Here is a 20,735-nt window from a genome sequence, read left to right on the forward strand (position 1 = left end):
GAACACAAACCGGGCCGGAACGAAACGGAATTCGCACCCTAAACCCACGCTGCAACCGGCAAGAGATCGAAATTCATTCGGAACCGACTGCTGTGCCAAACGTAATGTTATTGAAGCTTCAAGGAGACCAAATTCAGTGGTTCAATTTTACCGGCCGCTCGGCCCGATTATCGACGTCAATGATTTCACCGATAATCACCAGTCCAAGGCGGTGATGACGGCGCTTGACGATGGAGGCTATGCGGTCGCGTGGGAATCCGTTGACCAGGACGGCGACGGAGACGGCATCTACGCGCGCGTCCTGAACGCCGATGGTAGCTTCCGAACCGATGAATTTCAGGTCAGCGCAAGGACATATGGCGACCAGGGGTATCCCGGGATTGTGGCGCGCAATGGCGGCTTCGACATTGTCTATTACTCAGAATACGATCAGGACTTTGACGGCGCGGGCATCTATCTTGAAAGCTATTCGTCCGATGGCACAAAGACCGATACCAACTATCTGCGCCCGCCCATCGTCAGCGAAGTGGCCCCCGGCATCGCTGAGGCCGACGGGTCACTGACGTTTTTTTATAACGCACCCTATGCCGATGGCGCCCGGATCGCGCAGCGCCTGAATGCCTATGTGATCGACGATCAGTCTACACCCGTTCAGGTGACCGTCGCCTCAGATTACTCGGCCGGGAAACTCTTTGACGAATTGGATGCGGTGACGCTGAAAGACGGGTCAAAGGTTGCCATTTGGGATACGCAGGATGTCGATGGCGATGTGCAGGGCATGTTTGGCCAGAGGTTCGATGCCGAGGGCAACCGGCTGGGAAGCGAATTCCAGATCAACCGGGATGGCGACGGCGCCCAGTGGGAAGGCAGTGTTGCAGCCCTGAACGATGGCGGGTTCGTGGTGACCTATACCTCGGGCTACGATCACGACGGTTCAGCCTGGGGCATATTCATGCAACGCTACGATGCCTCGGGCGCGACCGTCGGCGGCAATCGGCAGGTCAACACGACAACCTTTGGCGACCAGATGGAATCCGACGTGGTGGCCATGCCGGATGGCGGGTACATTGTTGCCTGGGCCGACTATGGCGTGGATTATTCGATCGCGATGCAGCGGTTTGATGCCCGCGGTGTCCGGGTGGGCGACGAAACCGATGTGGTCTCGGACGCGACCGATTTCTTCCGCGACCCTTCAATCTCGGTTCAAAGCGACGGAAGCTTCGCCGTGACCTACACCGCCTCGCGTTCCAATTACGAGGTGGAAACCATCCTGTTCGAAGCCAGCTATTTCGGGTCAGCCGCGGATGACGTCATCCGCGATACCGGCCGCGCCGACTGGGTCTGGGGCCGCAAGGGGGATGACGTGATTTCCGGTTTGCGCGGAGAGGACATCCTGGCGGGCAACAAGGGCAACGACCGCCTGTTTGGCGGAGGCCAAAGCGACAAGCTCTACGGCGGTCAGGGTCGCGACGTTCTGAAGGGCGGCACCGGGCACGATGTGCTGAAGGGCGGCAACATGCGCGATATCCTTGATGGCCAGCAGGGCCGGGACAGGCTTGTTGGCGGCGACGGCAAGGACGTGTTCCAGTTTCGCGCAGGCGACGGGCGCGACCGTGTCACCGATTTCGACGTGTCGGCGGATACGTTGCGGTTCCGCGGCCTGACCGAGGATGACCTGACGATTTCCGATCGGGGCAGCGACCTGCTGATCCGCTATGAGGGCGGCAGCGTTGTCGTTCTGGACACGAACGAAGCCGACTTGGCCGCAAATTCCATCATCTATGCCTGACGGCCTTGCCTGCGGCCCTGATGGGTCGCAGGCAGCTCCGAAACGCGCAGGTTACGCCGCCTTGTCCAGATCAAAGGCGTCGTGCAGCGCCTGAACGGCCAGTTCCATATACTTGCGATCAATCAGCACCGAGATTTTGATCTCGGATGTGGTGATGACCTTGATGTTGATGGCTTCCTGCGACAGCACGCGGAACATCTTGGCGGCAACGCCCGTATGGCTGCGCATCCCGATGCCCACGACCGACACCTTGCAGACGCCGGTATCGGCCACGACTTCGGAAAAGTTCAGCACTTCCTTGCTTTTGGCCTCGGCCAGCGCCTTTTCGGCCCGCGCCACCTGATCGGTCGGGCACGAGAACGTCATGTCCGTCCGCCCCTCTTCCGAGATGTTCTGAACGATCATGTCGACGTTCACCTTGGCCTCCGACAGCGCGGTGAAAATCGCCGCCGCGATACCCGGACGGTCGGCGACCGACAGCAGGGTCAGCTTTGCCTCGTCGCGCGAATAGGCCACACCGGCCACAACCTTGGATTCCATGATATCCTCCTCGTCGCACACGAGCGTTCCCGCCTCGTCCGACTGTTCTTCGAAACTGCTGAGCACGCGCAGCTTGACCTTGTAGCGCATGGCCAGTTCAACCGAGCGGGTCTGCAACACCTTGGCGCCCAGCGAGGCCAGTTCCAGCATCTCTTCGAAAGCGATGCGATCCAGCTTGCGGGCCTTGTCGCAGATGCGCGGATCGGTGGTGTAAACCCCGTCCACGTCCGTATAGATGTCGCAGCGTTCGGCATCGAAGGCGGCGGCAAAGGCCACGGCAGTGGTGTCGCTGCCACCCCGGCCCAGCGTGGTGATCCGGCCCTCGGGGCTGACGCCCTGGAACCCGGCGACCACGGCCACCTTCATGCCTTCGGCGAACTTGTTCATGATGTTGGCCGGCGGAATATCTTCGATCCGGGCGGCCGAATGGCTCGACGTGGTTTTCACCGGAACCTGCCAGCCCTGCCAGCTGCGCGCCGGAATATCCATCTCCTGCAACGTCAGCGCCATCAGGCCCGCGGTCACGTTTTCCCCGCTGGACACAACGGCATCATATTCGCGCGCGTCATAAAAGGGCGAGGTTTCGTTGACCCAGCCGACCAGCTCGTTGGTCTTGCCCGACATGGCCGACACGATGACGATCACGTCATAGCCCTTGGCCACCTCGACCCCGACACGCTTGGCCGCGCGGCGGATCCGGTCAAGCGTCGCAACCGACGTGCCGCCGAATTTCATCACCAGAACAGGCATCGATCTTCCTTCATGCCACGAAACGCGCTCGCTTTACGCGTGACGGGACGCAAGGGCAACATGAATTGCACAGGCTGGCGCGCGTCTGGCGGCTCAGTTCGTCTTGCGGTTTGGCAGGAAGGGCAGCGGCGCGACGGGAATGCCGTCTTCCAGCAGCTTGCGCGCCTCGCCCACGGCGGCCTCGCCAAAGATCGGACGCTCGGGCGTTTCGCCCTCGTGCATGGCGCGGGCCTCGCGCGCGAAATCGCGGCCGACGTAATCGGCGTTCGCTTCGATCTTGCGGCGCAGCTCGGCCATGGCCTGTTCGGCGGGAGACGCAGGCTCCGACAGCTTGCGCGGCACAGGCGGTGCGTCGGCGCGCGAAGTGCCGACACGCGGCGTCATCACCGCCTTGTCCACATCGGTGCCACCACAGACGCCACATTCGACCATCCCCGCCTTGGCAAGGCGATCATAGGCCGAGGCCGACTGGAACCAGCTGTCAAAGGTGTGCCCCTTGGCACATTTGAGTGAGTATTGGATCATTCCGTAACCGAAACTGCGTTGACCTAAAATATGGATCCCAGCAGCATTTTCAAGCGCTACCGCAGGCGTTACCCAAGCCCGCGTGCATCGAAATCGCGGATAATTCGCGCCAATTCCGGCTCGTCCACCTTGCGCGCCGCCTTTTTCGGCGAAAACCACTTGCGCTTACGCTGATCATGTTCGGGAAAATGATCCGAGAGTGATTTGACGTGGATCGGATAGACCATCGCGACGCAGGGCAGCATCACTCCGCTACTGTCGAGTTTCGTGTAGGAATAGAGTCCAAGGCATCGGTCATAGGGCTGGCCGACCACGCCCGCCTCTTCCCACGCCTCGCGCGCGGCACAGGCGGCTGGTGTCATGCGGTCCATCGGCCAACCCTTTGGCACGATCCATCGCTTGCTTCCACGCGAGGTCACCAGCAAAACGCGCAGCTTCCCGCGCTCGCGCCGGTAACAGAGCGCCGCGAACTGGCTGCGCACGTCGCTTTTGCGGGCGGCCTTGACGATGATCGGTAGCTGTTTCAACGGACCCTGCATTGTAAAACCGGTTGTCCGGGTCATCCTCGGCCCGACGCTTGTGATGGACGATGGCACGGGACTTTCCCCGCGACAAACGTTTTTGACAGCGCGACGCCAGCCATATCGGCTTATGCCCGCGTGACTCGCATCCGGCTGGCAAGCTGTCCGACAAGCTGATCGTGCGGCACGGACGATTCGACCGCCAGGCGCCGCAGACCGAAATGCACATGCGCCATATCCTGATAATATGACGTGAACATGTAATTCGTCGTTGCCCCGGCGACAGCGCCCAGCACCGGCACGGTTTGCGCCGCCAGCTTCTGCCCCAGAACGGTGGCAAGCCGTGGCGCAACCGCCGCGATCAGCTTGTGCATCGCCCCACCCGTCAGCGTCAGGCGAAGCGAGACGAACCCAAGATCGCTGGCATTGTCATGATCCAGCGGACCAGCGGCCGCAAAGACGCGCACGCATTCGAACTGCACGCCCTCTTCTGCCGGATCGAACCCGTGTTCCGCCGCCACACCCTGAATCGTGCGCAACAGCAAGGTCGTGGTCGCCGGAAGCTCGACCAGCGCCGAGGGCAAGCCGCCAAATCCTCCGGCCGCGCCCATCGCGGTGCCGACAGCGGTGTTGACCCAGCCCGGTTGATCGGGAATGGCCCCGCGCGACCGTTGCGCCACGCCAACCGCGACGTTCAGCGCCTTTTCGGTGGCCCCGGTAAGCCCGCCCCGTACCGAGGCAGGCAAACGGTCAAGCAAGCCCTCGGCCTGCCCTCCCAGCAAGTTCAGTACCTTCATGCCCACCCCGCCTGCGCGGCGATAACGCGCGGCGATCCGGTCAAGCTCGGCCTCGGTATCGACCGGGCCGGGAAAGGTGATGTCCTGCATGGCTGCCCCCTCTGACATGAATATCATGTGGCTCCGGGGGCGGGAAAATCAATATGCGCGTCCGTCCCAGCGGGTGACATCGCCGGCCACCCCCTCCCATCCGCCGGTCGCAAGATCCTGCCCCAGCACCCGGTCGGGGTTGGTGGGAGGAGGCATGTCAACATCGTCCAGTCGGGTGAAACCAAACCGGCGGTAATAGGGTTCATCGCCCACCAGCATGACCCGTTCCCAGCCCGAGGTGCGCGCGATTTCGAGCGCATCGCGAATCAGCAGGCCGCCCAGCCCCTCGCCCTGATGGGTCGGGTGCACCGCGACAGGCCCCAGCAACAACGCAGGCTGCCCGCCCACCAACACCGGCCAGAACCGGATCGCGCCGATTACGATGCGCAGCGCATCGCGCGCCACCAGCGACAGCCCGGGCACCGGCGGTACGTCTTCACGCAGGCGGTAAGACGACAGCGCCGTGCGTCCGGGGGCGAAACACAGGTCAAGCAGCGCCTCGACCTCCCACCAATCCTCGCCTGTTTCCGGCGTGATATCGAAAACGGAACCTGTCACATGTCTGTCCTTGCCTGTGGAACTTCGCCTAGCACGGGGGTAGGTCTGGGGCAAACGCTTGGAGTGACACAAATGTTCTATCGTCCCGAGGAAGGCCACGGCCTGCCCCACAACCCATTCAACGCCATCGTGACCCCACGCCCGATCGGTTGGATTTCAACTCGCGACAGCGCAGGCAACAACAATCTGGCGCCCTATTCGTTCTTTAACGCCATCGCCTATGTGCCCGCGCAGGTGATGTTTTCCTCGACCGCGACAAAAGAAGACCGCGACGACAGCAAGGACAGCGTCTCCAACATCCGCGACAGCGGCGTGTTTTGCGTGAACATCGTCGAATATGCGATGCGCGACGTGATGAATGCCACTTCGGCGATGTTGGGCAAAGAGGTAAATGAATTCGAACACGCCGGGATCGAGATGGCGGAATGTGCCACCATCGATTGCGGGCGCGTGGCGCAGGCGCCCGCCTCGCTGGAGTGCAAACTGACACAGATCATCGAGCTGCCCGGCAAGAACAACCGGCTCGTGCTTGGAGAAGTCACCGGCATTCACATCCGCGACAATTGCCTTGTCGACGGACGATTTGACGTCACGACCTTCCAGCCGCTTACCCGCCTGGGCTATCGCGATTACGGCAAAATCGAGAGCGTGTTCGAGCTCCGCCGCCCCGACGACTGAGGAGACCATTCAGAGGCACTGTCGCTGGGGGCTCTGCCCCCCTCCGCTGCGCGGAGTCCCCCGGAGTATTTTCGGAATGATGAAGGGGAATTCCTGCGTGCTTCTTCAGGCAATAATTATCCTTGCTAGGGTGGCCTCGCGCGGCAGCGCGATCAATGTCCGCCGAGGATGCCCGTCCGCACGCCGTAGTTGACCGCCAACCCGTAGTCTGGATCGTCATCGCTGTCGACCACGAGGTGGCCGGCGCGGGTCAGCAGGCGGTGGCAATCGCGACTGAGGTGCTGCAGCACGATGCGTTTACCTGATGCCTCGTATTTGGAGGCGACCGCCTCGATTGCCTGAAGTGCCGATTGATCCACCACGCGGCTTTCGGCGAAATCGACGATCACCGTGTCCGGATCGTTCTCGGGATCGAACAGTTCGACAAACCCGTCGGAAGAGCCGAAGAACAAAGGCCCCTGCACGGTATAGACTTTCGCGCCTTCGGGTGTTGTGCGGGTGCGCGCGTGGATGCGGCGCGCGTTGTTCCAGGCATAGGCCAGCGCCGAGACAATCACGCCGACGACGACGGCGACGGCCAGGTCTTCCATCACCGTGACCACGGTGACCAGCACGATCACGAAGGCATCGGTCAGCGGCACCTTGCGCAGGATGCGGAAGGAATTCCATGCGAATGTGCCGATCACCACCATGAACATCACCCCAACCAGAGCGGCCAGCGGGATCAGCTCGATCAGCGGGGCTGCGAAAAGGATGAAGACCAACAGGAACAGCGCCGCCGCGATGCCTGCAATCCGGGTGCGGCCGCCGGATTTGACGTTGATCATCGACTGGCCGATCATGGCGCAGCCGCCCATGCCGCCGAAGAAGCCGGTGACCGTATTGGCCAGCCCCTGCGCCACGCATTCCTGGCTGGCGCCACCGCGTTTGCCGGTGATTTCCCCGACCAGGTTCAGTGTCAGCAGGCTTTCGATCAGGCCGATAGCCGCAAGGATCACCGCATAGGGCAGGATGATCTGAAGTGTTTCCCAGTTGAGCGGCACCATCGGTACGTGCCATTGTGGCAGACCACCCTGGATCGAGGCCAGATCGCCCACGCGCGGCACGTCGAGGCCAAAGCCGATCACCACGGCCGCCACGATTCCGATGCCCGCCAGAGGCGCCGGAATCACGCGCGTGATCCGGGGCATGACCCAGATGATCGCCATGGTCACCGCCACCAGTGCAAGCATAAGTGCGAGCGGCCCGCCTGAAAGCCATGTGCCCCCGCCCATGCCGTGACCCGTATTTTCCATGCTGCCGGGCACCTTGAACTGCCCAAGTTGCGCGAGGAAAATCACGATGGCCAGCCCGTTTACAAAGCCCAGCATCACCGGATGGGGCACAAGGCGGATGAACTTGCCCCATTGCATGATGCCCGCGAAAATCTGCAGCAGCCCCATCAGCACCACGGTTGCAAACAGGTATTCCACACCGTGCGTGGCAACAAGCGCCACCATCACGACGGCCAGCGCACCGGTGGCACCTGAAATCATGCCCGGTCGTCCGCCGATCAGCGCCGTGATCAGACCGACCAGAAACGCCGCGTAGAGCCCGACCAGCGGGTGCACGCCGGCAACGAAGGCAAAGGCTACTGCCTCTGGCACCAGTGCCAGCGCGACGGTCAGCCCCGACAAAAGCTCGATCCTCAGGCGTGCGGGCGTCAGCCGTTCGTCGGAGAACAGGGTAAGATCCTGACTGGCCAGGCGGCGGGCGAAAGAGGCCAGAATGGCTCGGGGCATCGGTTATCCTTTGCGGGGTCGTTCGGAGGCAGGCGACGGGGGCGGCCCTGCTTTGCGCGGCCCCTTACAAGATCGCGCCCGGAAAGGCCATGCCGCGTGGGCTCTGCGACCGGATAATGACTTGGGGCGGCCTCGGTGTCTGGCCCGTACCCGGATTGCACCTTCATTTTCCGCACGATTTTTAGGCGTTTTTCGGCTATCATCCCGCCAATTCTTGTATCGCATTTCAATCAGGAGGCACCGATGCCCCGCTACTCGATTTCCGAAGGTATGGCCAACGTACACCGTTCGATCGACGGGTTGATCGAATCCCTGTTCCTCGACGCGTCGCTGGTGTCCGGCGACGCTGTGCAGGCCACGTTTCAATTGGGCACGGCCAGCTTCACCGTCTCGGGAACGGGCCTGACCTTCGGCACCGTCTTGACGGGCGGCATCATCGACAGCGTCATCTACACCTTGCAACCGGGCTATATCGTTGAGATGACCGAGTTGACGCTGGACGCCGCCATACTCGCCGCTGCGGCACAGGCCGAAGCAGGCGATCCCGGCGCGCTCGAAACCCTGATCTACCCTCTGGACTGGACCATCATCGACAATTCGGTCCCGGCCAATGTGACATCCGGCCTGACCAATGCCGACGGCCAGCCGGTGGTCTATTCGGGCCATAACGACGTGACCCTGCGATACGGCAACGACGTGTTCGATGGCGCGGGCGGCAATGACATCTTGCGCGGAAACGCCGGGAACGACCAGCTGTGGGGGGGCGCGGGCAACGATGTGCTGTCCGGCGGCACCGGGTTCGATACGCTGTCGGGCGGGCGCGGGCGCGATGTGCTGCGCGGGGGCACCCGCGACGATGTGCTGATGGGCGATGGCGGGCGCGACCGGCTGGACGGCGGCGCGGGCAACGACACCCTGACCGGCGGCACCGGCGCCGACCGTTTCGTGTTTCGCGCCTTCGGCATCCGCGCCGAAACCGATACGATCACCGATTTCACCGCAGGGCTCGATCGCATCGTCATCACCTCGGACGGCCCTGTCGCCATGCAGGATGGCGCAGGCGGCGTGCTGATCACCTCGGGCGATCACATGATCGAACTGACCGGCATTATGCTGGCCGACCTGACGGCGGGCGACATCACGATTCTCTGACCCGGCCCGCGGCCACATCGGGGGCACCGACCGGTTGGCACCTGCCGGGACGATAGGCTAAGCCTTGGCCAACGCCGCCTGTGGGCGGCCCCCTTTCGGGCAGGAGCCAACACATGACGAAACTCGCGATCATCGGCGGATCGGGCATCTACGACATTGACGGGCTGGAAGATGCGCAGTGGATCAGCGTCGACACACCATGGGGCGCACCATCGGATCAGCTTTTGACCGGACGGCTCTCGGGGCTCGACATGGTGTTTTTGCCCCGCCATGGGCGCGGACATGTGCACAGCCCCTCAACCGTGCCCTACCGCGCCAATATCGACGCGCTGAAGCGGCTTGGGGTCACCGATGTGGTGTCTGTCTCGGCGGTGGGATCGTTCCGCGAAAAGATGGCTCCGGGCGACTTCGTGCTGGTCGATCAGTTCATCGACCGCACCGTTCACCGCGAGAGCAGCTTTTTCGGCACAGGCTGCGTTGCGCATGTCAGCCTTGCCCACCCAACCTGCGCGCGCCTGTCTGCCGCCTGCCTCGCTGCCGCACTTGACGCCGACATCACGGTCCACGATGGCGGGACTTATCTGGCGATGGAGGGGCCGCAGTTTTCGACGCTGGCCGAGTCGCGCATGTTCCGCGAAAGCTGGGGCGCGGATGTGATCGGCATGACCAACATGCCCGAGGCGAAACTCGCCCGCGAAGCCGAGCTGTGCTACGCCTCGGTCGCCATGGTCACCGATTACGACAGCTGGCACCCTGACCACGGCGAAGTCGACGTGACCCGCATCATCGAAATCCTGACCGGCAATGCCGGCAAGGCGCGGGCCATGGTCGCCCGACTGCCCGCAGCCCTGGCTGCCCGTGACGGAGAGGCGCGCCCCCCCTGCGAACACGGGTGCGACAGGGCGCTGGAGTATGCACTGCTGACCGCCCCGGACAAACGCGCGCCAGAGGTGATGGCGCGGCTGGATGCGGTCGCCGGGCGGGTCCTGTAACATATCAGGCTTGCGCGGGCCGGTGTGTTCGTGGCTGTCTGACGGAACACCACCTGAGGAGCCGCCCATGCCGTTCGATCTCTGGATCACCTTCGTTCTCGCCACGCTCGCCCTGCTGATGATTCCCGGGCCAACGGTCGTGCTGGTCCTCAGCTATGCGCTGTCCAAGGGAAGATCGGTCGCACTGGCCTCGGCTGCGGGCGTCGCGCTTGGCGATTTCATAGCGATGACGGCATCTCTTGTCGGACTTGGCGCGCTGATCCTGACATCGGCCCTGCTGTTTTCAATCCTGAAATGGGTCGGTGCGGCCTACCTCGTGTGGCTGGGCCTCCGCCTGCTGCGCTCGGCCTCGGATGCCGAAGGGATGGCGCCAAGCGCCAAACCCGACGTGACCGCAGGCTCGGTCTTTCGCCACGCCGCGCTGGTCACGGCGCTCAACCCGAAATCCATCGCCTTCTTCATCGCCTTCGTGCCGCAGTTCGTGCAACCTCAGGCTGCGCTGGCGCCTCAGTTCGCCGTGCTGATCGCGACCTTCGTTACTCTGGCCGGACTGAACGCGCTGGCCTACGCCCTTTTGGCCGACCGCCTGCGTCGCACCATCGCCCGCCCCCGCGTGATCGTATGGATCACCCGCACCGGAGGCGCGACGCTGGTGGCCATGGGCGTGCTGACCGGGCTGCTGCGCCGGCCGGGTTAAGCGCCCGACCCTTCGTGTTCCTTCAGGAACTCGCGAATAAACCGCCGCACCTCGCGCGCGGCACTGGTATCGAGCGTCTTGCACAGCTCTACGAATGCGTCCCGCTCTTCCTTGCCAAGACGCAGGATCAGCTGACTGTCCTTTTTCTTGGCCACCTTGCCATCTTTCTTGGACATCTGGTTCTCCCGATCCCGAAAATGCATATACTTTGAATATGCAGCTTCTATCTTTTGTCGATCTCTCCGGCCTAGCACCTTGACAGGCGCCTTGGCAATTCTCGCTTTCCCCCACGCGCTGGTGCATTTTCCACATCCCAATGCGCCGTGTCATCCCCGGCGGTGGATCGGCTCATCGCAGGGCGCTCCGTTGCCCCGGCTTTTCCTTGCAACCGAACCGGCAATCGGCCACACCCGGGCTGCCATAACCGCCAGACGGGGACCCGCCCATGCCAAAGCCGACAACCGTGCGCGACTATATCCGCACGATCCCGGATTTCCCGCACGAGGGGATCCTGTTCCGCGATGTCACAACGCTGTTTGCCGATCCGCGCGGCTTTCGCATGGCGATCGACCAGATGCTGCATCCCTATGCGGGCCTGAACATCGACAAGGTGGTCGGCCTGGAGGCGCGCGGTTTCATCCTTGGCGGCGCCATTGCACATCAGCTTTCGGTCGGTTTCGTCCCGATCCGCAAAAAGGGCAAACTGCCCGGAAAGACCCTCTCGCAGGATTACAAACTCGAATACGGCGAGGCCACGGTCGAAATCCATGACGACGTCATTTCCGAGGGCGAATCCATCCTGCTGGTTGACGATCTTCTCGCCACAGGCGGCACGGCCGAGGCGGGTATCAAGCTGGTCGAGAAACTGGGTGGCAATATCCTGTCCTGCGCCTTCATCGTCGATCTGCCCGACTTGGGCGGGCGCAAACGGCTTGAAGGCATGGGCATGGATGTCCACGCGCTGTGCACCTACGACGGCGCGTAACGCCGGGGTCGGCGGGCGGGCGCCTTTGCCAAAGGCAAACAGTCCCGTCCCGACGATCTAGGCCAGAACTGCCCCCGGGTTCATGATGCCAAGCGGATCCAGCGCCGCCTTGATCGCGCGCATGGCCGCCAGCCGCGCCGGATCGCCATAGCGTTCCAGATCACCCACCTTGGCGCGCCCGACCCCGTGCTCGGCGCTGAACGACCCGCCCATCTCTTGCACAAGGTCATGCACAACGCGCTTCACATCGCTGGCCACGCCCGCGTAATCCGCGCGCGTGGCGCCGCGTTGCGGGAAGATATTGTAATGCAGGTTGCCATCACCGAGATGGCCGAAACAGTTGATCCGGAAGTCTCCCAGTGCAGCCAATGCCCCCGGCGCACGGTCGATAAACTCCGCCACCTCGCCGAGTGGCAAGGCGATGTCGTTGCTCACGATCGAGCCGATTTTGCGGTTTGCCTCTGGGATATGTTCGCGCATGTTCCAGAAATCCACCGCCTGCCCCCTGGACTGCGCGATCAAACCGTCATCGGCCAGTTCATGTTCGGCCGCGGCCTCGAACAGTTCGGCCAACGCCGCCTGCGGGTCCAGCCCCCGCGCCAGACCAACGTCGATCAGCACGCTCCATTCCGGGGCCTGCGCCCAGGGCTGGCGCAGATCGGGCAGCGCCTCTGACAAAAACTCGAAGCCAGTCCGGTGCATCAGCTCAAACGCGCTGACCCCTTCGCCCAGCTGGTCACGCGCCAGCGACAGCAGCGATAGCGCCGCCGCCGGAGAGGCCACATGCAGCAGTGCCGTGCCGGTTTCCGCAGGCACAGGAACCAATTTCAGCGTCGCCGCCGTAATCACCCCCAACGTGCCCTCAGCGCCCACCAGAAGGTTGCGCAGATCATATCCGGTGTTGTCCTTGCGGAGCCGGGTCAACCCGTTCCAGATCGTCCCATCGGGCAGCACGGCCTCCAGCCCCAGGCACAGATCGCGCGCATTGCCATAGCGCAGGACGTTCACGCCACCGGCGTTGGTGCCCAGCACCCCGCCCACCCGGCACGACCCTTCCGAGGCCAGCGACAGCGGAAACAGCCGCCCGGCCTCTTCGGCTGCGGCCTGCACATCGGCCAGGATCACCCCGGCCTCGGCGATCAGCACGTTTTCCTCGGGGAAGACCGCGCGCACCTTGTTCATCCGTTCCAAAGACAAGACCAGCGGCAGCGGCCCCTCGGGCATCACCTGCCCCGACACCAGACCAGTGCCGCCCCCGTACGGAATGATCCCGATCCGCAGCTCGCCTGCCACGCGCACCACGGCGGCCACCTCATCAACGGACCGCGGCAACGCCACCAGCCCGGCCTGCCCCGGCCAACTGTCACGAGGCTCGCTCAGGTAGCGCGGTTCAACGTCGCGCAGAATGTCGTCAGGCAGCGCCGCGCGCAGCCGTTTGGTCAGATCGTCATCAAGCGAATTCAATGTCATGTGCCATGAATGCCCAATGCTCGGGCGCTGCGCAATGGCGAAGCCGTCCGGCGCCCTCCTGAGTGAGACCGCTATTCGATCAGGTAAGACGGCGATAGAATAACCACCGTCGGCCGCGACGGCAGGGTGCGCAGCGATACCACGATCTCGGAACCGCCGGGTCGCTCGATGGCAAAGTCATCGCGCATCCCGGTTACGAAATCCTCTAGCGCCGCGGTACTGAACCAATGCATTGGCAGTACCACGGACGACCGCAGCCGCTTCAGCGTGGCGATCATGTCGGCCAAGGGCAGCGTCATCCCGCCATCGACCGGCGCCATCACCACATCCAGCCGGCCCAGCGCGGCGAATTGTTCGTCGTTCGGCACATGATGCAGGTGGCCTAGATGCCCAATGCACAGCCCGCCAACCTCGAACACGAAAATCGAATTGCCGCGGTCCTCGGTCCCGCCCCAGCGCGAGCGGATGTCTGTCGAGACATTGCGCACCAGCATTTCACCAAGATCCAGATGATGGTCGATCCCCTGCCCGAACTCGCCCCAGCCTTCCAGCACATGCGGAATCGCCGGGTCGGGCGCCATCGTCCAGTGGGTTTCATGGGCGTGGTTCATCGTCACCACATCGGGCACCATCGACACTGTGCCGATGAAGCCGGTGTAATCCGTCACCGCGTTCAACCCGCCGGGGGTCTGCAGCAGGAAACTGGCATGGGTCACGTAATGCAGGCGCACGATGTCGGCAGGCACGGCATCGCTCCACGCCGCCTTATGCACATACTCCACCCCCGGCGCGGCATCGGCGATGGCAATGCAATGGCTTGGGCGGCGATCCTGCGCCGCGGCCGTCTGCGCGGCAAGCGTAATTGAAAGAAGGGCAATAAACTGGCGCAACATGCGATCAGCCTACAGGCCGCACCCGATTCGTCAGTCAAAACTTCCGTGAACAGCCGCGCACAGGCCCAATCGACCGGCCCTGTGCCTGCTGCGCAGGCGCGCAAGCCGCCTTATCAATTGACGCGCGCGTCATCTGCCGATAGGTCGAAACCGCCCGAGCGGCCTGAAAACAACGGGAAGTTTCATGCAGATCGTCCTCCACGCCGGCGCGCATCACACCGACGAAGACAGGCTGTTGAAATGCCTTCTGCGCAACTCCGACCTGTTCGCAAAGGCCGGAACGGCGGTTCCCGGGCCGGGTCGCTATCGGACGCTGCTGAAAGACGCCTTCATCGCGATGGACAAGGCGCCGCCCTCGCCCGAGGCGCGCGATATCCTGCTGGACGCGATCCTCGACGAAGACGCGGCCCAACGGCTGGTTCTGTCGAACGCGAATTTCTTCGGCTCGCCCCGGTTTGCCATCGGCGACAACACCTTCTACCCTCTGGCGGAAAAGCGGCTGGTGCAACTGTCGGAGCTGTTTCTGGATGACGATCTGGAGCTGTTCATCGCCCTGCGCAATCCGGCGATGTTCGTGCCGATGGCCTTGTCGAAAGCCGGGCAGCAGCAGCAGATCGACCTGATCAGCACCATCGATTTCGAACAGCTGCTGTGGAGCGACATGCTGAAACGCATCCGCACCACTCTGCCACAGCTGAAGATCACCGCATGGTGCGTCGAAGATACGCCGCTGACATGGGCGCAGATCATCCGTGAAATCGGTGGCCTGCCGCCAACCCAGAAAATCACCGGCGGCTTCGACATCCTGCGCACCATCATGTCGCCCGAAGGGATGCAGCGGTTCCGCGCCTATCTGGAAGACTACCCCACCATGCCCGAGGCGCAGAAGCGCGGAGTGATGATCGCCTTTCTTGGTAAATACGCCATCGAGGACGCGCTGGAGGAAGAACTCGACCTGCCGGGGTGGAGCGAGTCGCTGGTCGAGGAACTGACCGAGATTTACGAACACGACATGGACGAAATCGCCGAAATGGCCGATGTGCGGCTGATTACGGCCTGATCGCGAGCAGCCAGTGGCCCTTGGCCCCTTGCATCCCAGCATCGGCGCTTGCCATATCAAGGCATCCCACGTCCCAGCAAAGATTGCCAGAATGTCCTCTCTCCGCCTGTTGTCGTTGTTCTGCTGCCTGCTTTTGCCTGCCGGAGCCATGGCCGATGTGACGGTTTTTGCCGCCGCAAGCTTGAAAACCGCGCTGGACAACATTGTCGAGGTCAGCGGCCAGCCGGGGGTTACCGTATCCTACGCGGGCAGTTCGGCCCTTGCGCGGCAGATTGAACATGGCGCCCCGGCGCAGGTCTTTATCTCGGCCAATACGGCGTGGATGGACCATGTCGAAGACTCTGGCCTGATCGCGCCCGGCACGCGGCGCGATCTGCTGACCAATCGCCTTGCGCTGATCGCCGCCCCCGGCAGCGACGTGGCTCTTCCCATCGGCCCCGACATGGATCTGGCCGGCGTCCTGAACGGCGGGCGGCTGGCGATGGCGCTGGTCGACGCGGTGCCTGCGGGCATTTACGGCAAGGCCGCGCTGACGGCGCTGGGGCAATGGGACAGCGTGCAACCGCAGGTGGCGCAGGCCGACAACGTGCGCGCGGCGCTGCGCCTTGTGGCCCTGGGCGAAGCGCCGCTGGGCATCGTATACGCCACCGATGCCGTGGCCGAGCCGCGCGTGCGTGTGCTCGGGCTGTTCGATACGGCGTTGCACCCGGCCATCATTTACCCCGCTGCGCTGGTCAAAGGCGGCGATACGCCCGAGGCCCGCGCCTTTCTGGAGTACCTGTCAACCGACGCGGCGCGCGCGATTTTCAAGGCCAACGGGTTTTCCTTTCCCGAAGGACAGCCGTGACCGACTGGCTGTCTCCCACTGAGTGGCAGGCCGTGGCGCTGTCGCTGAAGGTGTCACTTTGGGCGACTTTGGTCTCGCTACCGCTGGGGGTGCTGGTGGCCTTTGCGCTCGCCCGGTGGGAGTTTCGTGGGCGGCAACTCCTGAACGGGCTTGTGCATCTGCCGCTGATCCTGCCGCCCGTTGTCACCGGATACCTGCTGCTGATTGTCTTTGGCCGCCAGGGACCGATTGGCGCGTGGCTGGACCAGCTGTTCGGCGTGACGTTGGCGTTTCGCTGGACGGGCGCGGTGCTGGCCGCCGCGATCATGGCCTTTCCGCTGATGGTACGGGCAATCCGGCTGGCGATCGAAGCCGTCGATCCGCGCCTTGAACAGGCGGCCGAGACGCTGGGCGCCTCGCGCGCCTGGGTTTTTGCCACGGTGACGCTGCCACTGATCCTGCCCGGGGTCATCGCCGGATCAGTTCTAGCCTTTGCCAAGGCGATGGGCGAATTCGGCGCCACCATCACCTTTGTGTCGAACATTCCGGGGCAGACGCAAACGTTGCCCTCGGCAATTTATACCTTCCTCCAGGTCCCGGGCGGAGAAGCATCTGCCCTGCGGCTGGTGCTTGTCTCGGTCGCGGTGGCAATGCTGGCGCTGTTGGCGTCGGAGTTGCTGGCGCGGCGCGCGATGCGCAGGGTCAGCGGGACATGAGCCTGTCTGTCTCCATTACCCGCCAACAAGGCGATTTCACGCTGGACGCCGCATTCGATGCGCCCGAGGGCATCACCGCGCTGCTGGGCAAATCCGGTAGCGGCAAAACCTCGATCGTCAACGCCGTGGCCGGGCTGGTGCGCCCCGACAGAGGGCGCATAACCCTGGACGGAGAGGTCCTGTTCGATAGCGCGCGCGGGATGCATGTGCCCCCGTCACGGCGGCGGCTGGGCTATGTGTTTCAGGACGGACGGCTGTTTCCGCACTTCAACGTGCGCCAGAACCTGACCTATGGCCTGCGCTTTGCCCCAAGTGGCGCCACCGGCCCAGACCTTGCCAGTGTGTGCGACATGCTGGGCTTGTCGCACCTGACAGACAGGCGCCCCGGCGCCCTCTCCGGTGGCGAAAAACAACGGGTTGCCATCGGGCGGGCGCTGTTGTCGCGTCCCCGGATGCTTCTGATGGACGAACCGCTTGCTTCGCTGGACTCGGCGCGCAAGGCCGAAATCCTGCCCTATCTCGAACGGCTGCGCGACGACACCGGGCTGCCGATCCTGTACGTCAGCCATTCGGTGCCGGAAATCGCGCGGCTGGCCACCACGGTTGTGCTGATTGATGCCGGCAAGGTCACCGGCGCTGGGCCGGCCGAGCGTATCCTGTCGGACCCTTCCGTTGTACGCCAGATCGGTCTGCGCGAAGCGGGTGCCGTCATTCCGACGCGCGTTCTAGAGCATCACGACGACGGGCTGTCAGAGCTTGTTTTCTCGGGCGGGCGGTTGCTGCTGCCCCGGATCGACAAGCCGCCCGAGACACCGGTGCGCGTGCGTATCCTGGCGCATGACGTGATCCTGTCGCTGCACGCGCCGCAGGGCATGTCCGCACTGAATACCCTGCCCGTTACCGTGCTGTCGTTGCGCGAAGGCGACGGGCCGGGGATGATCGCACAGCTGCAATGCGGGGATGACAGGTTGTTGGCCCGGATCACCCGACGGTCGGCCACGGCCATGGACCTGAGCCCCGGCAAGCCCCTGTTCGCGGTGATAAAATCCGTGGCGGTGGCCCGGGCCGATGTGGGCGCGGGCTGATCGCCAGCGGGGCGTCAGGCCATGCCCAGCGCTTCTTTGTACATCTCGAGGATCGCTTCTTCTTCGGCGATATCGTCTTTGTCGCGCTTGCGCAGCGCGATCACCTTACGCATGACCTTGGTGTCGTAGCCGCGCGCCTTGGCCTCGGCCATCACCTCTTTCTGCTGCTCGGCAATGTCCTTCTTTTCCGCTTCCAGACGCTCGACCCGCTCGATGAACTGGCGCAATTCGTCCGCCGTCACCCGATAGGTCGAATCTGTGTCCATCTCGCTCATCCGGTTCGTCTCCTGCTGCTCGCGGCTCAGGGTTTGTGCCTGCGCCTATGCCTGAACATGTCGGATAGCGCCCCGCCGCACGCCGGGCAAGCCGCGATTTGCACCGCTTGCGCGACGCGGGGCGATCCGTTACGCCGCCTCGACACCTGTAAAAGCGGAGCGGACCATGTTCGAGATCATCATCTGGATTGGTGCAGCCCTGTCGCTGCTGGGCCTTGGCGGGCTGGTGTGGTGCATCCTGCGGGTGACCCGCGCGAAGCGGGCCGGCCTGTCCGACGAAGAGTTGCGCGCGGCCGTCAGCGCGGTTTTGCCCATAAACATGGGTGCACTGTTCCTGTCGGTCATCGGGCTGATGTTGGTGGTGGTCGGCGTAATCCTGGGGTGATTACGCCGACACCCTGTCAGACCGGCATATTGTCGAACCGGTGTTCTATCGCCTCGTCCAGCAGAACCGCGTTCAGGTTTCGCAGGCGCGCCGGGACATGCGCGCCATCCCGCGAAAGCCGCTCCAGAACGCGGCTGAGCTGGGGTTGAAGTTCAAGGCGTAGTCGTAGGTTTCCGGCGATGATGCGCGCCTCTAGCTGGCGCGCAGTCAGCGACAAATCGTGTTCGGTCATGTCAGCCTCCCCTCTTGGCATGATCCAACTTGCGATTCAGAGTAGCACGACGCCTGAGTGGGATGCGCGACAAGTTGGATCACCAGCCAAATTTCGCGCAATCGCCGGTAAAACGCCAAGGAATTATGCAACCTTGGCGGGTTTATCCCCAGCATTCTGACAGGCTCGCCATTTCTGGCTAAGGCATAAAAGCGAATCAAACGCGGCACGGGCGCCCGCGGCTAATGACACCGGCTGGACAGGCTGCGGGCCACGGCGTAATCATCGCCACATGGACCCGCGTCAGATAACCCCCCGCTATAGCGTCTCGCCCCAGGTCGAGCCCACGGATATGCCCGCCATTGCAGCGGCCGGATTCACCAAGGTGATCTGCAACCGCCCCGATGCCGAGAATCCCCCCGCCCTGCAGGCCGCTGCCATGGCTGAGGCCGCACAGGCGGCCGGGCTGGAATTCGAAGTGCTGGAGCTGACGCACCAGACGATGACGCCCGACAATGTTGCCAAGCAGCGCGAGATGATCGACTCGGCGAACGGACCGGTTCTGGCCTATTGCGCGTCGGGCACGCGGTGTTCGGTCATCTGGGCGCTGGGGCAAGCAGGTGAAATGCCCGTTGACGCGATCTTGTCGACAACGGCAGCGGCGGGCTATCAGTTGGAAAACCTGCGCCCGATGCTCACTCAGCTTTCTTCTTCGTCCTGATCTGTCAGGCCGGCGAGCGACGAAATCTCCATCGTCGACATCGCCGGCATTTCGAAATCGTCGCCTGGGTTGTCGTCGGATATATCGCCGAAGGCCATTGGCAGCGGTGCGGCATCTTCGCCGTCGTCCTCTCCCAGCCCGTCTGGCAGTGACATCGGCAGATCGATATCCGAGCCACCGGCGTCATCCCAGGCTGCCGGACCATTCACCATCGACCCCGGCATTGGCATCTCGGGCATCTGGCCCATATCCGGGGGCATGTCTTCGGCCCCGGGCAGGGCCCCGGGGTTGAACCCGGCGGGCGGGCGCGCCCCCTGCCCCATGCCCGGCGTTTCATTCAGCCGAACCGCACGCACGCCGCCCGTCTGCCCCAGCCGCGCAGTGGCGATCCGATTGCCTGTGATCCCGTAGATCACGGCATGACTAAGCGAGGGGCGCGGTTCCAGCGTGACCAGCGCGCCGGGTTGAAGCCCGGCCAGATCCTGCAGCGTGCCTTTTACCGTGCCGATCACCACATCCAGTTCGGCCCGGGCCGCGCCAACGGCGGCCTCCATCATGCGCTGGCTCGTGTTTGCCTTGTCGCCTGCGGGCTTGGGCGGATCGACCTCGGGCAAGGCAATGCACATTTTGCCCTGCCGAACACCTCCGCCAAACTCCAAAGTCAGATCGAAGATGCGGAAACGCTCGGCCTCGACGGTCAGCATGACCGAGCGCACATCGGCAGAGCGCGCGCCGAATCGATAGCCGCGCAGGCAGGCCTTGTCGGCAAGGCTTTCGGCGATATCGGTCGACAGGTTCAAAATCGATTCGGCCAGCGGGGCGATCAGCGCCGCATCGGTCGAGGTATAGGCCCGTTCAGAAGGGTCGCCGGGAAAGACCGCATTCATCGTCTGTTGTTGGATCAGAGCCATCAACCCGCTGCGATCCAGCGACATCACGCCAGTGCGCCGTTCGGGACCATCCATCAGGATCAGCAGCGTATCATCGCTCAGGTGATCCGGCAGCGCATCCTGCAACACGCGGGTCTGGGTGATGCCGATCACCGATAACGCCATGGAGAACACGTCACGCCCGGCGCGCGCCGCACCAAGCCGCAGGGCACGCAGTATCGAACGCCCCCCGCCGCCCTGCGGGCCGTCCCGGCCCGCCGCAAGCTTTCTCAGCTTGGTGGTTACAACGCCCTGATCCTTCATCGCCTCCAACCGGCCCCAATCACCCGTTCATGCGATCTCCGGTCT

Annotated in this window: 24 protein-coding genes; 12 read left to right on the forward strand and 12 right to left on the reverse strand. The window is 63.5% G+C overall.

The features are described 5' to 3' along the window. Window positions 1-136: 136 nt before the first annotated feature. Window positions 137-1,789 carry a calcium-binding protein gene (locus FGK64_RS03375; RefSeq protein WP_138862372.1) on the forward strand — a complete coding sequence of 551 codons (1,653 nt, stop codon included), beginning with the start codon at window positions 137-139 and terminating at the stop codon, window positions 1,787-1,789. Window positions 1,790-1,840: 51 nt separating this feature from the next. On the opposite strand, the gene FGK64_RS03380 is transcribed toward FGK64_RS03375, so the two are convergent. From FGK64_RS03380 to FGK64_RS03400, 5 genes are all read right to left on the reverse strand, one after another. Next, entirely contained in the window at window positions 1,841-3,079 is a 1,239-nt protein-coding gene (locus FGK64_RS03380) for an aspartate kinase (protein ID WP_138862373.1), read from the reverse strand. A gap of 93 nt (window positions 3,080-3,172) precedes the next feature. Beyond that, window positions 3,173-3,604: a DUF1178 family protein gene (locus tag FGK64_RS03385; protein ID WP_138862374.1), complete on the reverse strand. Its 432-nt coding sequence runs from the start codon at window positions 3,602-3,604 to the stop codon at window positions 3,173-3,175. Window positions 3,605-3,672: 68 nt separating this feature from the next. After that, complete coding sequence (locus FGK64_RS03390; protein WP_246057666.1) at window positions 3,673-4,167, reverse strand: NUDIX hydrolase; 495 nt, start codon at window positions 4,165-4,167, stop codon at window positions 3,673-3,675. 86 nt (window positions 4,168-4,253) lie between these two features. After that, window positions 4,254-5,012: an EcsC family protein gene (locus FGK64_RS03395; RefSeq protein ID WP_138863046.1), complete on the reverse strand. Its 759-nt coding sequence runs from the start codon at window positions 5,010-5,012 to the stop codon at window positions 4,254-4,256. 48 nt (window positions 5,013-5,060) lie between these two features. Next, window positions 5,061-5,570 (reverse strand): GNAT family N-acetyltransferase, encoded by a 510-nt coding sequence (locus tag FGK64_RS03400; RefSeq protein WP_138862375.1) that lies wholly within the window; start codon window positions 5,568-5,570, stop codon window positions 5,061-5,063. 72 nt (window positions 5,571-5,642) lie between these two features. Here FGK64_RS03400 and FGK64_RS03405 point away from each other — a divergent pair, with 72 nt between their 5' ends. Continuing rightward, a complete protein-coding gene (locus FGK64_RS03405; protein ID WP_138863047.1) occupies window positions 5,643-6,248 on the forward strand; it encodes a flavin reductase family protein in 606 nt (201 codons plus the stop codon). 152 nt (window positions 6,249-6,400) lie between these two features. Here FGK64_RS03405 and FGK64_RS03410 read toward each other — a convergent pair whose 3' ends face one another. After that, window positions 6,401-8,029 (reverse strand): SulP family inorganic anion transporter, encoded by a 1,629-nt coding sequence (locus FGK64_RS03410; RefSeq protein WP_138862376.1) that lies wholly within the window; start codon window positions 8,027-8,029, stop codon window positions 6,401-6,403. A gap of 243 nt (window positions 8,030-8,272) precedes the next feature. Here FGK64_RS03410 and FGK64_RS22700 point away from each other — a divergent pair, with 243 nt between their 5' ends. The 3 genes from FGK64_RS22700 (at window position 8,273) to FGK64_RS03425 (ending at window position 10,870) form a co-directional block, all read left to right on the forward strand. Continuing rightward, window positions 8,273-9,181 (forward strand): calcium-binding protein, encoded by a 909-nt coding sequence (locus tag FGK64_RS22700; RefSeq protein WP_138862377.1) that lies wholly within the window; start codon window positions 8,273-8,275, stop codon window positions 9,179-9,181. A gap of 113 nt (window positions 9,182-9,294) precedes the next feature. Next, complete coding sequence (locus FGK64_RS03420; RefSeq protein ID WP_138862378.1) at window positions 9,295-10,173, forward strand: S-methyl-5'-thioadenosine phosphorylase; 879 nt, start codon at window positions 9,295-9,297, stop codon at window positions 10,171-10,173. A 67-nt stretch (window positions 10,174-10,240) separates the two neighbouring features. Next, window positions 10,241-10,870: a LysE family translocator gene (locus tag FGK64_RS03425; RefSeq protein ID WP_138862379.1), complete on the forward strand. Its 630-nt coding sequence runs from the start codon at window positions 10,241-10,243 to the stop codon at window positions 10,868-10,870. On the opposite strand, the gene FGK64_RS03430 is transcribed toward FGK64_RS03425, so the two are convergent. Further along, a complete protein-coding gene (locus FGK64_RS03430; RefSeq protein WP_138862380.1) occupies window positions 10,867-11,046 on the reverse strand; it encodes a hypothetical protein in 180 nt (59 codons plus the stop codon). The genes FGK64_RS03425 and FGK64_RS03430 overlap by 4 nt on opposite strands. A gap of 269 nt (window positions 11,047-11,315) precedes the next feature. Here FGK64_RS03430 and FGK64_RS03435 point away from each other — a divergent pair, with 269 nt between their 5' ends. Next, the gene (locus FGK64_RS03435; protein ID WP_138862381.1) at window positions 11,316-11,855 is read left to right on the forward strand and encodes an adenine phosphoribosyltransferase; all 540 of its coding nucleotides are present in this window, start codon (window positions 11,316-11,318) and stop codon (window positions 11,853-11,855) included. A 57-nt stretch (window positions 11,856-11,912) separates the two neighbouring features. Here the strand turns inward: FGK64_RS03435 and FGK64_RS03440 are convergent, their stop codons facing one another. After that, window positions 11,913-13,325, reverse strand: coding sequence for an FAD-binding oxidoreductase (locus FGK64_RS03440; protein ID WP_138862382.1), 1,413 nt, complete (start codon window positions 13,323-13,325; stop codon window positions 11,913-11,915). A 71-nt stretch (window positions 13,326-13,396) separates the two neighbouring features. Continuing rightward, the gene (locus FGK64_RS03445; protein WP_138862383.1) at window positions 13,397-14,218 is read right to left on the reverse strand and encodes an MBL fold metallo-hydrolase; all 822 of its coding nucleotides are present in this window, start codon (window positions 14,216-14,218) and stop codon (window positions 13,397-13,399) included. A 184-nt stretch (window positions 14,219-14,402) separates the two neighbouring features. On the opposite strand from FGK64_RS03445, the gene FGK64_RS03450 reads away from it, so the two are divergent. The 4 genes from FGK64_RS03450 to modC all read left to right on the forward strand — a co-directional run bounded on the left by FGK64_RS03450 (window position 14,403) and on the right by modC (window position 17,905). Then, entirely contained in the window at window positions 14,403-15,278 is an 876-nt protein-coding gene (locus FGK64_RS03450) for a hypothetical protein (RefSeq protein ID WP_138862384.1), read from the forward strand. A 91-nt stretch (window positions 15,279-15,369) separates the two neighbouring features. Continuing rightward, window positions 15,370-16,125, forward strand: coding sequence for a molybdate ABC transporter substrate-binding protein (modA, locus tag FGK64_RS03455; RefSeq protein WP_138862385.1), 756 nt, complete (start codon window positions 15,370-15,372; stop codon window positions 16,123-16,125). Further along, entirely contained in the window at window positions 16,122-16,820 is a 699-nt protein-coding gene (modB, locus tag FGK64_RS03460) for a molybdate ABC transporter permease subunit (RefSeq protein WP_138862386.1), read from the forward strand. The genes modA and modB overlap by 4 nt, the downstream gene beginning before the upstream one ends. Then, on the forward strand, window positions 16,817-17,905 hold the full coding sequence (gene modC / locus FGK64_RS03465) for a molybdenum ABC transporter ATP-binding protein (protein WP_138862387.1): 1,089 nt from the start codon (window positions 16,817-16,819) through the stop codon (window positions 17,903-17,905). The genes modB and modC overlap by 4 nt, the downstream gene beginning before the upstream one ends. Before the next feature lie 14 nt (window positions 17,906-17,919). Here the strand turns inward: modC and FGK64_RS03470 are convergent, their stop codons facing one another. Beyond that, entirely contained in the window at window positions 17,920-18,180 is a 261-nt protein-coding gene (locus tag FGK64_RS03470; RefSeq protein WP_138862388.1) for a DUF2312 domain-containing protein, read from the reverse strand. A gap of 166 nt (window positions 18,181-18,346) precedes the next feature. Here FGK64_RS03470 and FGK64_RS03475 point away from each other — a divergent pair, with 166 nt between their 5' ends. After that, window positions 18,347-18,565 carry a hypothetical protein gene (locus tag FGK64_RS03475; RefSeq protein ID WP_138862389.1) on the forward strand — a complete coding sequence of 73 codons (219 nt, stop codon included), beginning with the start codon at window positions 18,347-18,349 and terminating at the stop codon, window positions 18,563-18,565. 16 nt (window positions 18,566-18,581) lie between these two features. Here FGK64_RS03475 and FGK64_RS03480 read toward each other — a convergent pair whose 3' ends face one another. Then, a complete protein-coding gene (locus FGK64_RS03480; RefSeq protein ID WP_138862390.1) occupies window positions 18,582-18,797 on the reverse strand; it encodes a hypothetical protein in 216 nt (71 codons plus the stop codon). Window positions 18,798-19,068: 271 nt separating this feature from the next. Between FGK64_RS03480 and FGK64_RS03485 the strand changes: the two genes are divergently transcribed. Continuing rightward, the gene (locus FGK64_RS03485) at window positions 19,069-19,497 is read left to right on the forward strand and encodes a protein tyrosine phosphatase family protein (RefSeq protein ID WP_138862391.1); all 429 of its coding nucleotides are present in this window, start codon (window positions 19,069-19,071) and stop codon (window positions 19,495-19,497) included. On the opposite strand, the gene FGK64_RS03490 is transcribed toward FGK64_RS03485, so the two are convergent. Next, window positions 19,476-20,690, reverse strand: a complete 1,215-nt coding sequence (locus tag FGK64_RS03490) for a FliM/FliN family flagellar motor C-terminal domain-containing protein (RefSeq protein ID WP_138862392.1) — start codon at window positions 20,688-20,690, stop codon at window positions 19,476-19,478. The genes FGK64_RS03485 and FGK64_RS03490 overlap by 22 nt on opposite strands. Window positions 20,691-20,735 lie beyond the last annotated feature (45 nt).

It is taken from the genome of Arenibacterium halophilum (assembly GCF_005938225.1).
Lineage (GTDB): Bacteria > Pseudomonadota > Alphaproteobacteria > Rhodobacterales > Rhodobacteraceae > Arenibacterium > Arenibacterium halophilum.

What these genes read in the sequence shown, in the direction of transcription:
- FGK64_RS03470 (WP_138862388.1), bottom strand. Translation starts at nt 18,180, where the DNA reads ATGAGCGAGATGGACACAGATTCGACCTATCGGGTGACGGCGGACGAA.
- FGK64_RS22700 (WP_138862377.1), top strand. Translation starts at nt 8,273, where the DNA reads ATGCCCCGCTACTCGATTTCCGAAGGTATGGCCAACGTACACCGTTCG.
- FGK64_RS03395 (WP_138863046.1), bottom strand. Translation starts at nt 5,012, where the DNA reads ATGCAGGACATCACCTTTCCCGGCCCGGTCGATACCGAGGCCGAGCTT.
- FGK64_RS03425 (WP_138862379.1), top strand. Translation starts at nt 10,241, where the DNA reads ATGCCGTTCGATCTCTGGATCACCTTCGTTCTCGCCACGCTCGCCCTG.
- FGK64_RS03480 (WP_138862390.1), bottom strand. Translation starts at nt 18,797, where the DNA reads ATGACCGAACACGATTTGTCGCTGACTGCGCGCCAGCTAGAGGCGCGC.
- FGK64_RS03420 (WP_138862378.1), top strand. Translation starts at nt 9,295, where the DNA reads ATGACGAAACTCGCGATCATCGGCGGATCGGGCATCTACGACATTGAC.
- FGK64_RS03435 (WP_138862381.1), top strand. Translation starts at nt 11,316, where the DNA reads ATGCCAAAGCCGACAACCGTGCGCGACTATATCCGCACGATCCCGGAT.
- FGK64_RS03440 (WP_138862382.1), bottom strand. Translation starts at nt 13,325, where the DNA reads ATGACATTGAATTCGCTTGATGACGATCTGACCAAACGGCTGCGCGCG.
- FGK64_RS03390 (WP_246057666.1), bottom strand. Translation starts at nt 4,167, where the DNA reads ATGACCCGGACAACCGGTTTTACAATGCAGGGTCCGTTGAAACAGCTA.
- FGK64_RS03405 (WP_138863047.1), top strand. Translation starts at nt 5,643, where the DNA reads ATGTTCTATCGTCCCGAGGAAGGCCACGGCCTGCCCCACAACCCATTC.
- FGK64_RS03380 (WP_138862373.1), bottom strand. Translation starts at nt 3,079, where the DNA reads ATGCCTGTTCTGGTGATGAAATTCGGCGGCACGTCGGTTGCGACGCTT.
- FGK64_RS03430 (WP_138862380.1), bottom strand. Translation starts at nt 11,046, where the DNA reads ATGTCCAAGAAAGATGGCAAGGTGGCCAAGAAAAAGGACAGTCAGCTG.
- FGK64_RS03450 (WP_138862384.1), top strand. Translation starts at nt 14,403, where the DNA reads ATGCAGATCGTCCTCCACGCCGGCGCGCATCACACCGACGAAGACAGG.
- FGK64_RS03475 (WP_138862389.1), top strand. Translation starts at nt 18,347, where the DNA reads ATGTTCGAGATCATCATCTGGATTGGTGCAGCCCTGTCGCTGCTGGGC.
- FGK64_RS03485 (WP_138862391.1), top strand. Translation starts at nt 19,069, where the DNA reads ATGGACCCGCGTCAGATAACCCCCCGCTATAGCGTCTCGCCCCAGGTC.
- modA (WP_138862385.1), top strand. Translation starts at nt 15,370, where the DNA reads ATGTCCTCTCTCCGCCTGTTGTCGTTGTTCTGCTGCCTGCTTTTGCCT.
- FGK64_RS03385 (WP_138862374.1), bottom strand. Translation starts at nt 3,604, where the DNA reads ATGATCCAATACTCACTCAAATGTGCCAAGGGGCACACCTTTGACAGC.
- FGK64_RS03490 (WP_138862392.1), bottom strand. Translation starts at nt 20,690, where the DNA reads ATGAAGGATCAGGGCGTTGTAACCACCAAGCTGAGAAAGCTTGCGGCG.
- FGK64_RS03410 (WP_138862376.1), bottom strand. Translation starts at nt 8,029, where the DNA reads ATGCCCCGAGCCATTCTGGCCTCTTTCGCCCGCCGCCTGGCCAGTCAG.
- modC (WP_138862387.1), top strand. Translation starts at nt 16,817, where the DNA reads ATGAGCCTGTCTGTCTCCATTACCCGCCAACAAGGCGATTTCACGCTG.
- FGK64_RS03445 (WP_138862383.1), bottom strand. Translation starts at nt 14,218, where the DNA reads ATGTTGCGCCAGTTTATTGCCCTTCTTTCAATTACGCTTGCCGCGCAG.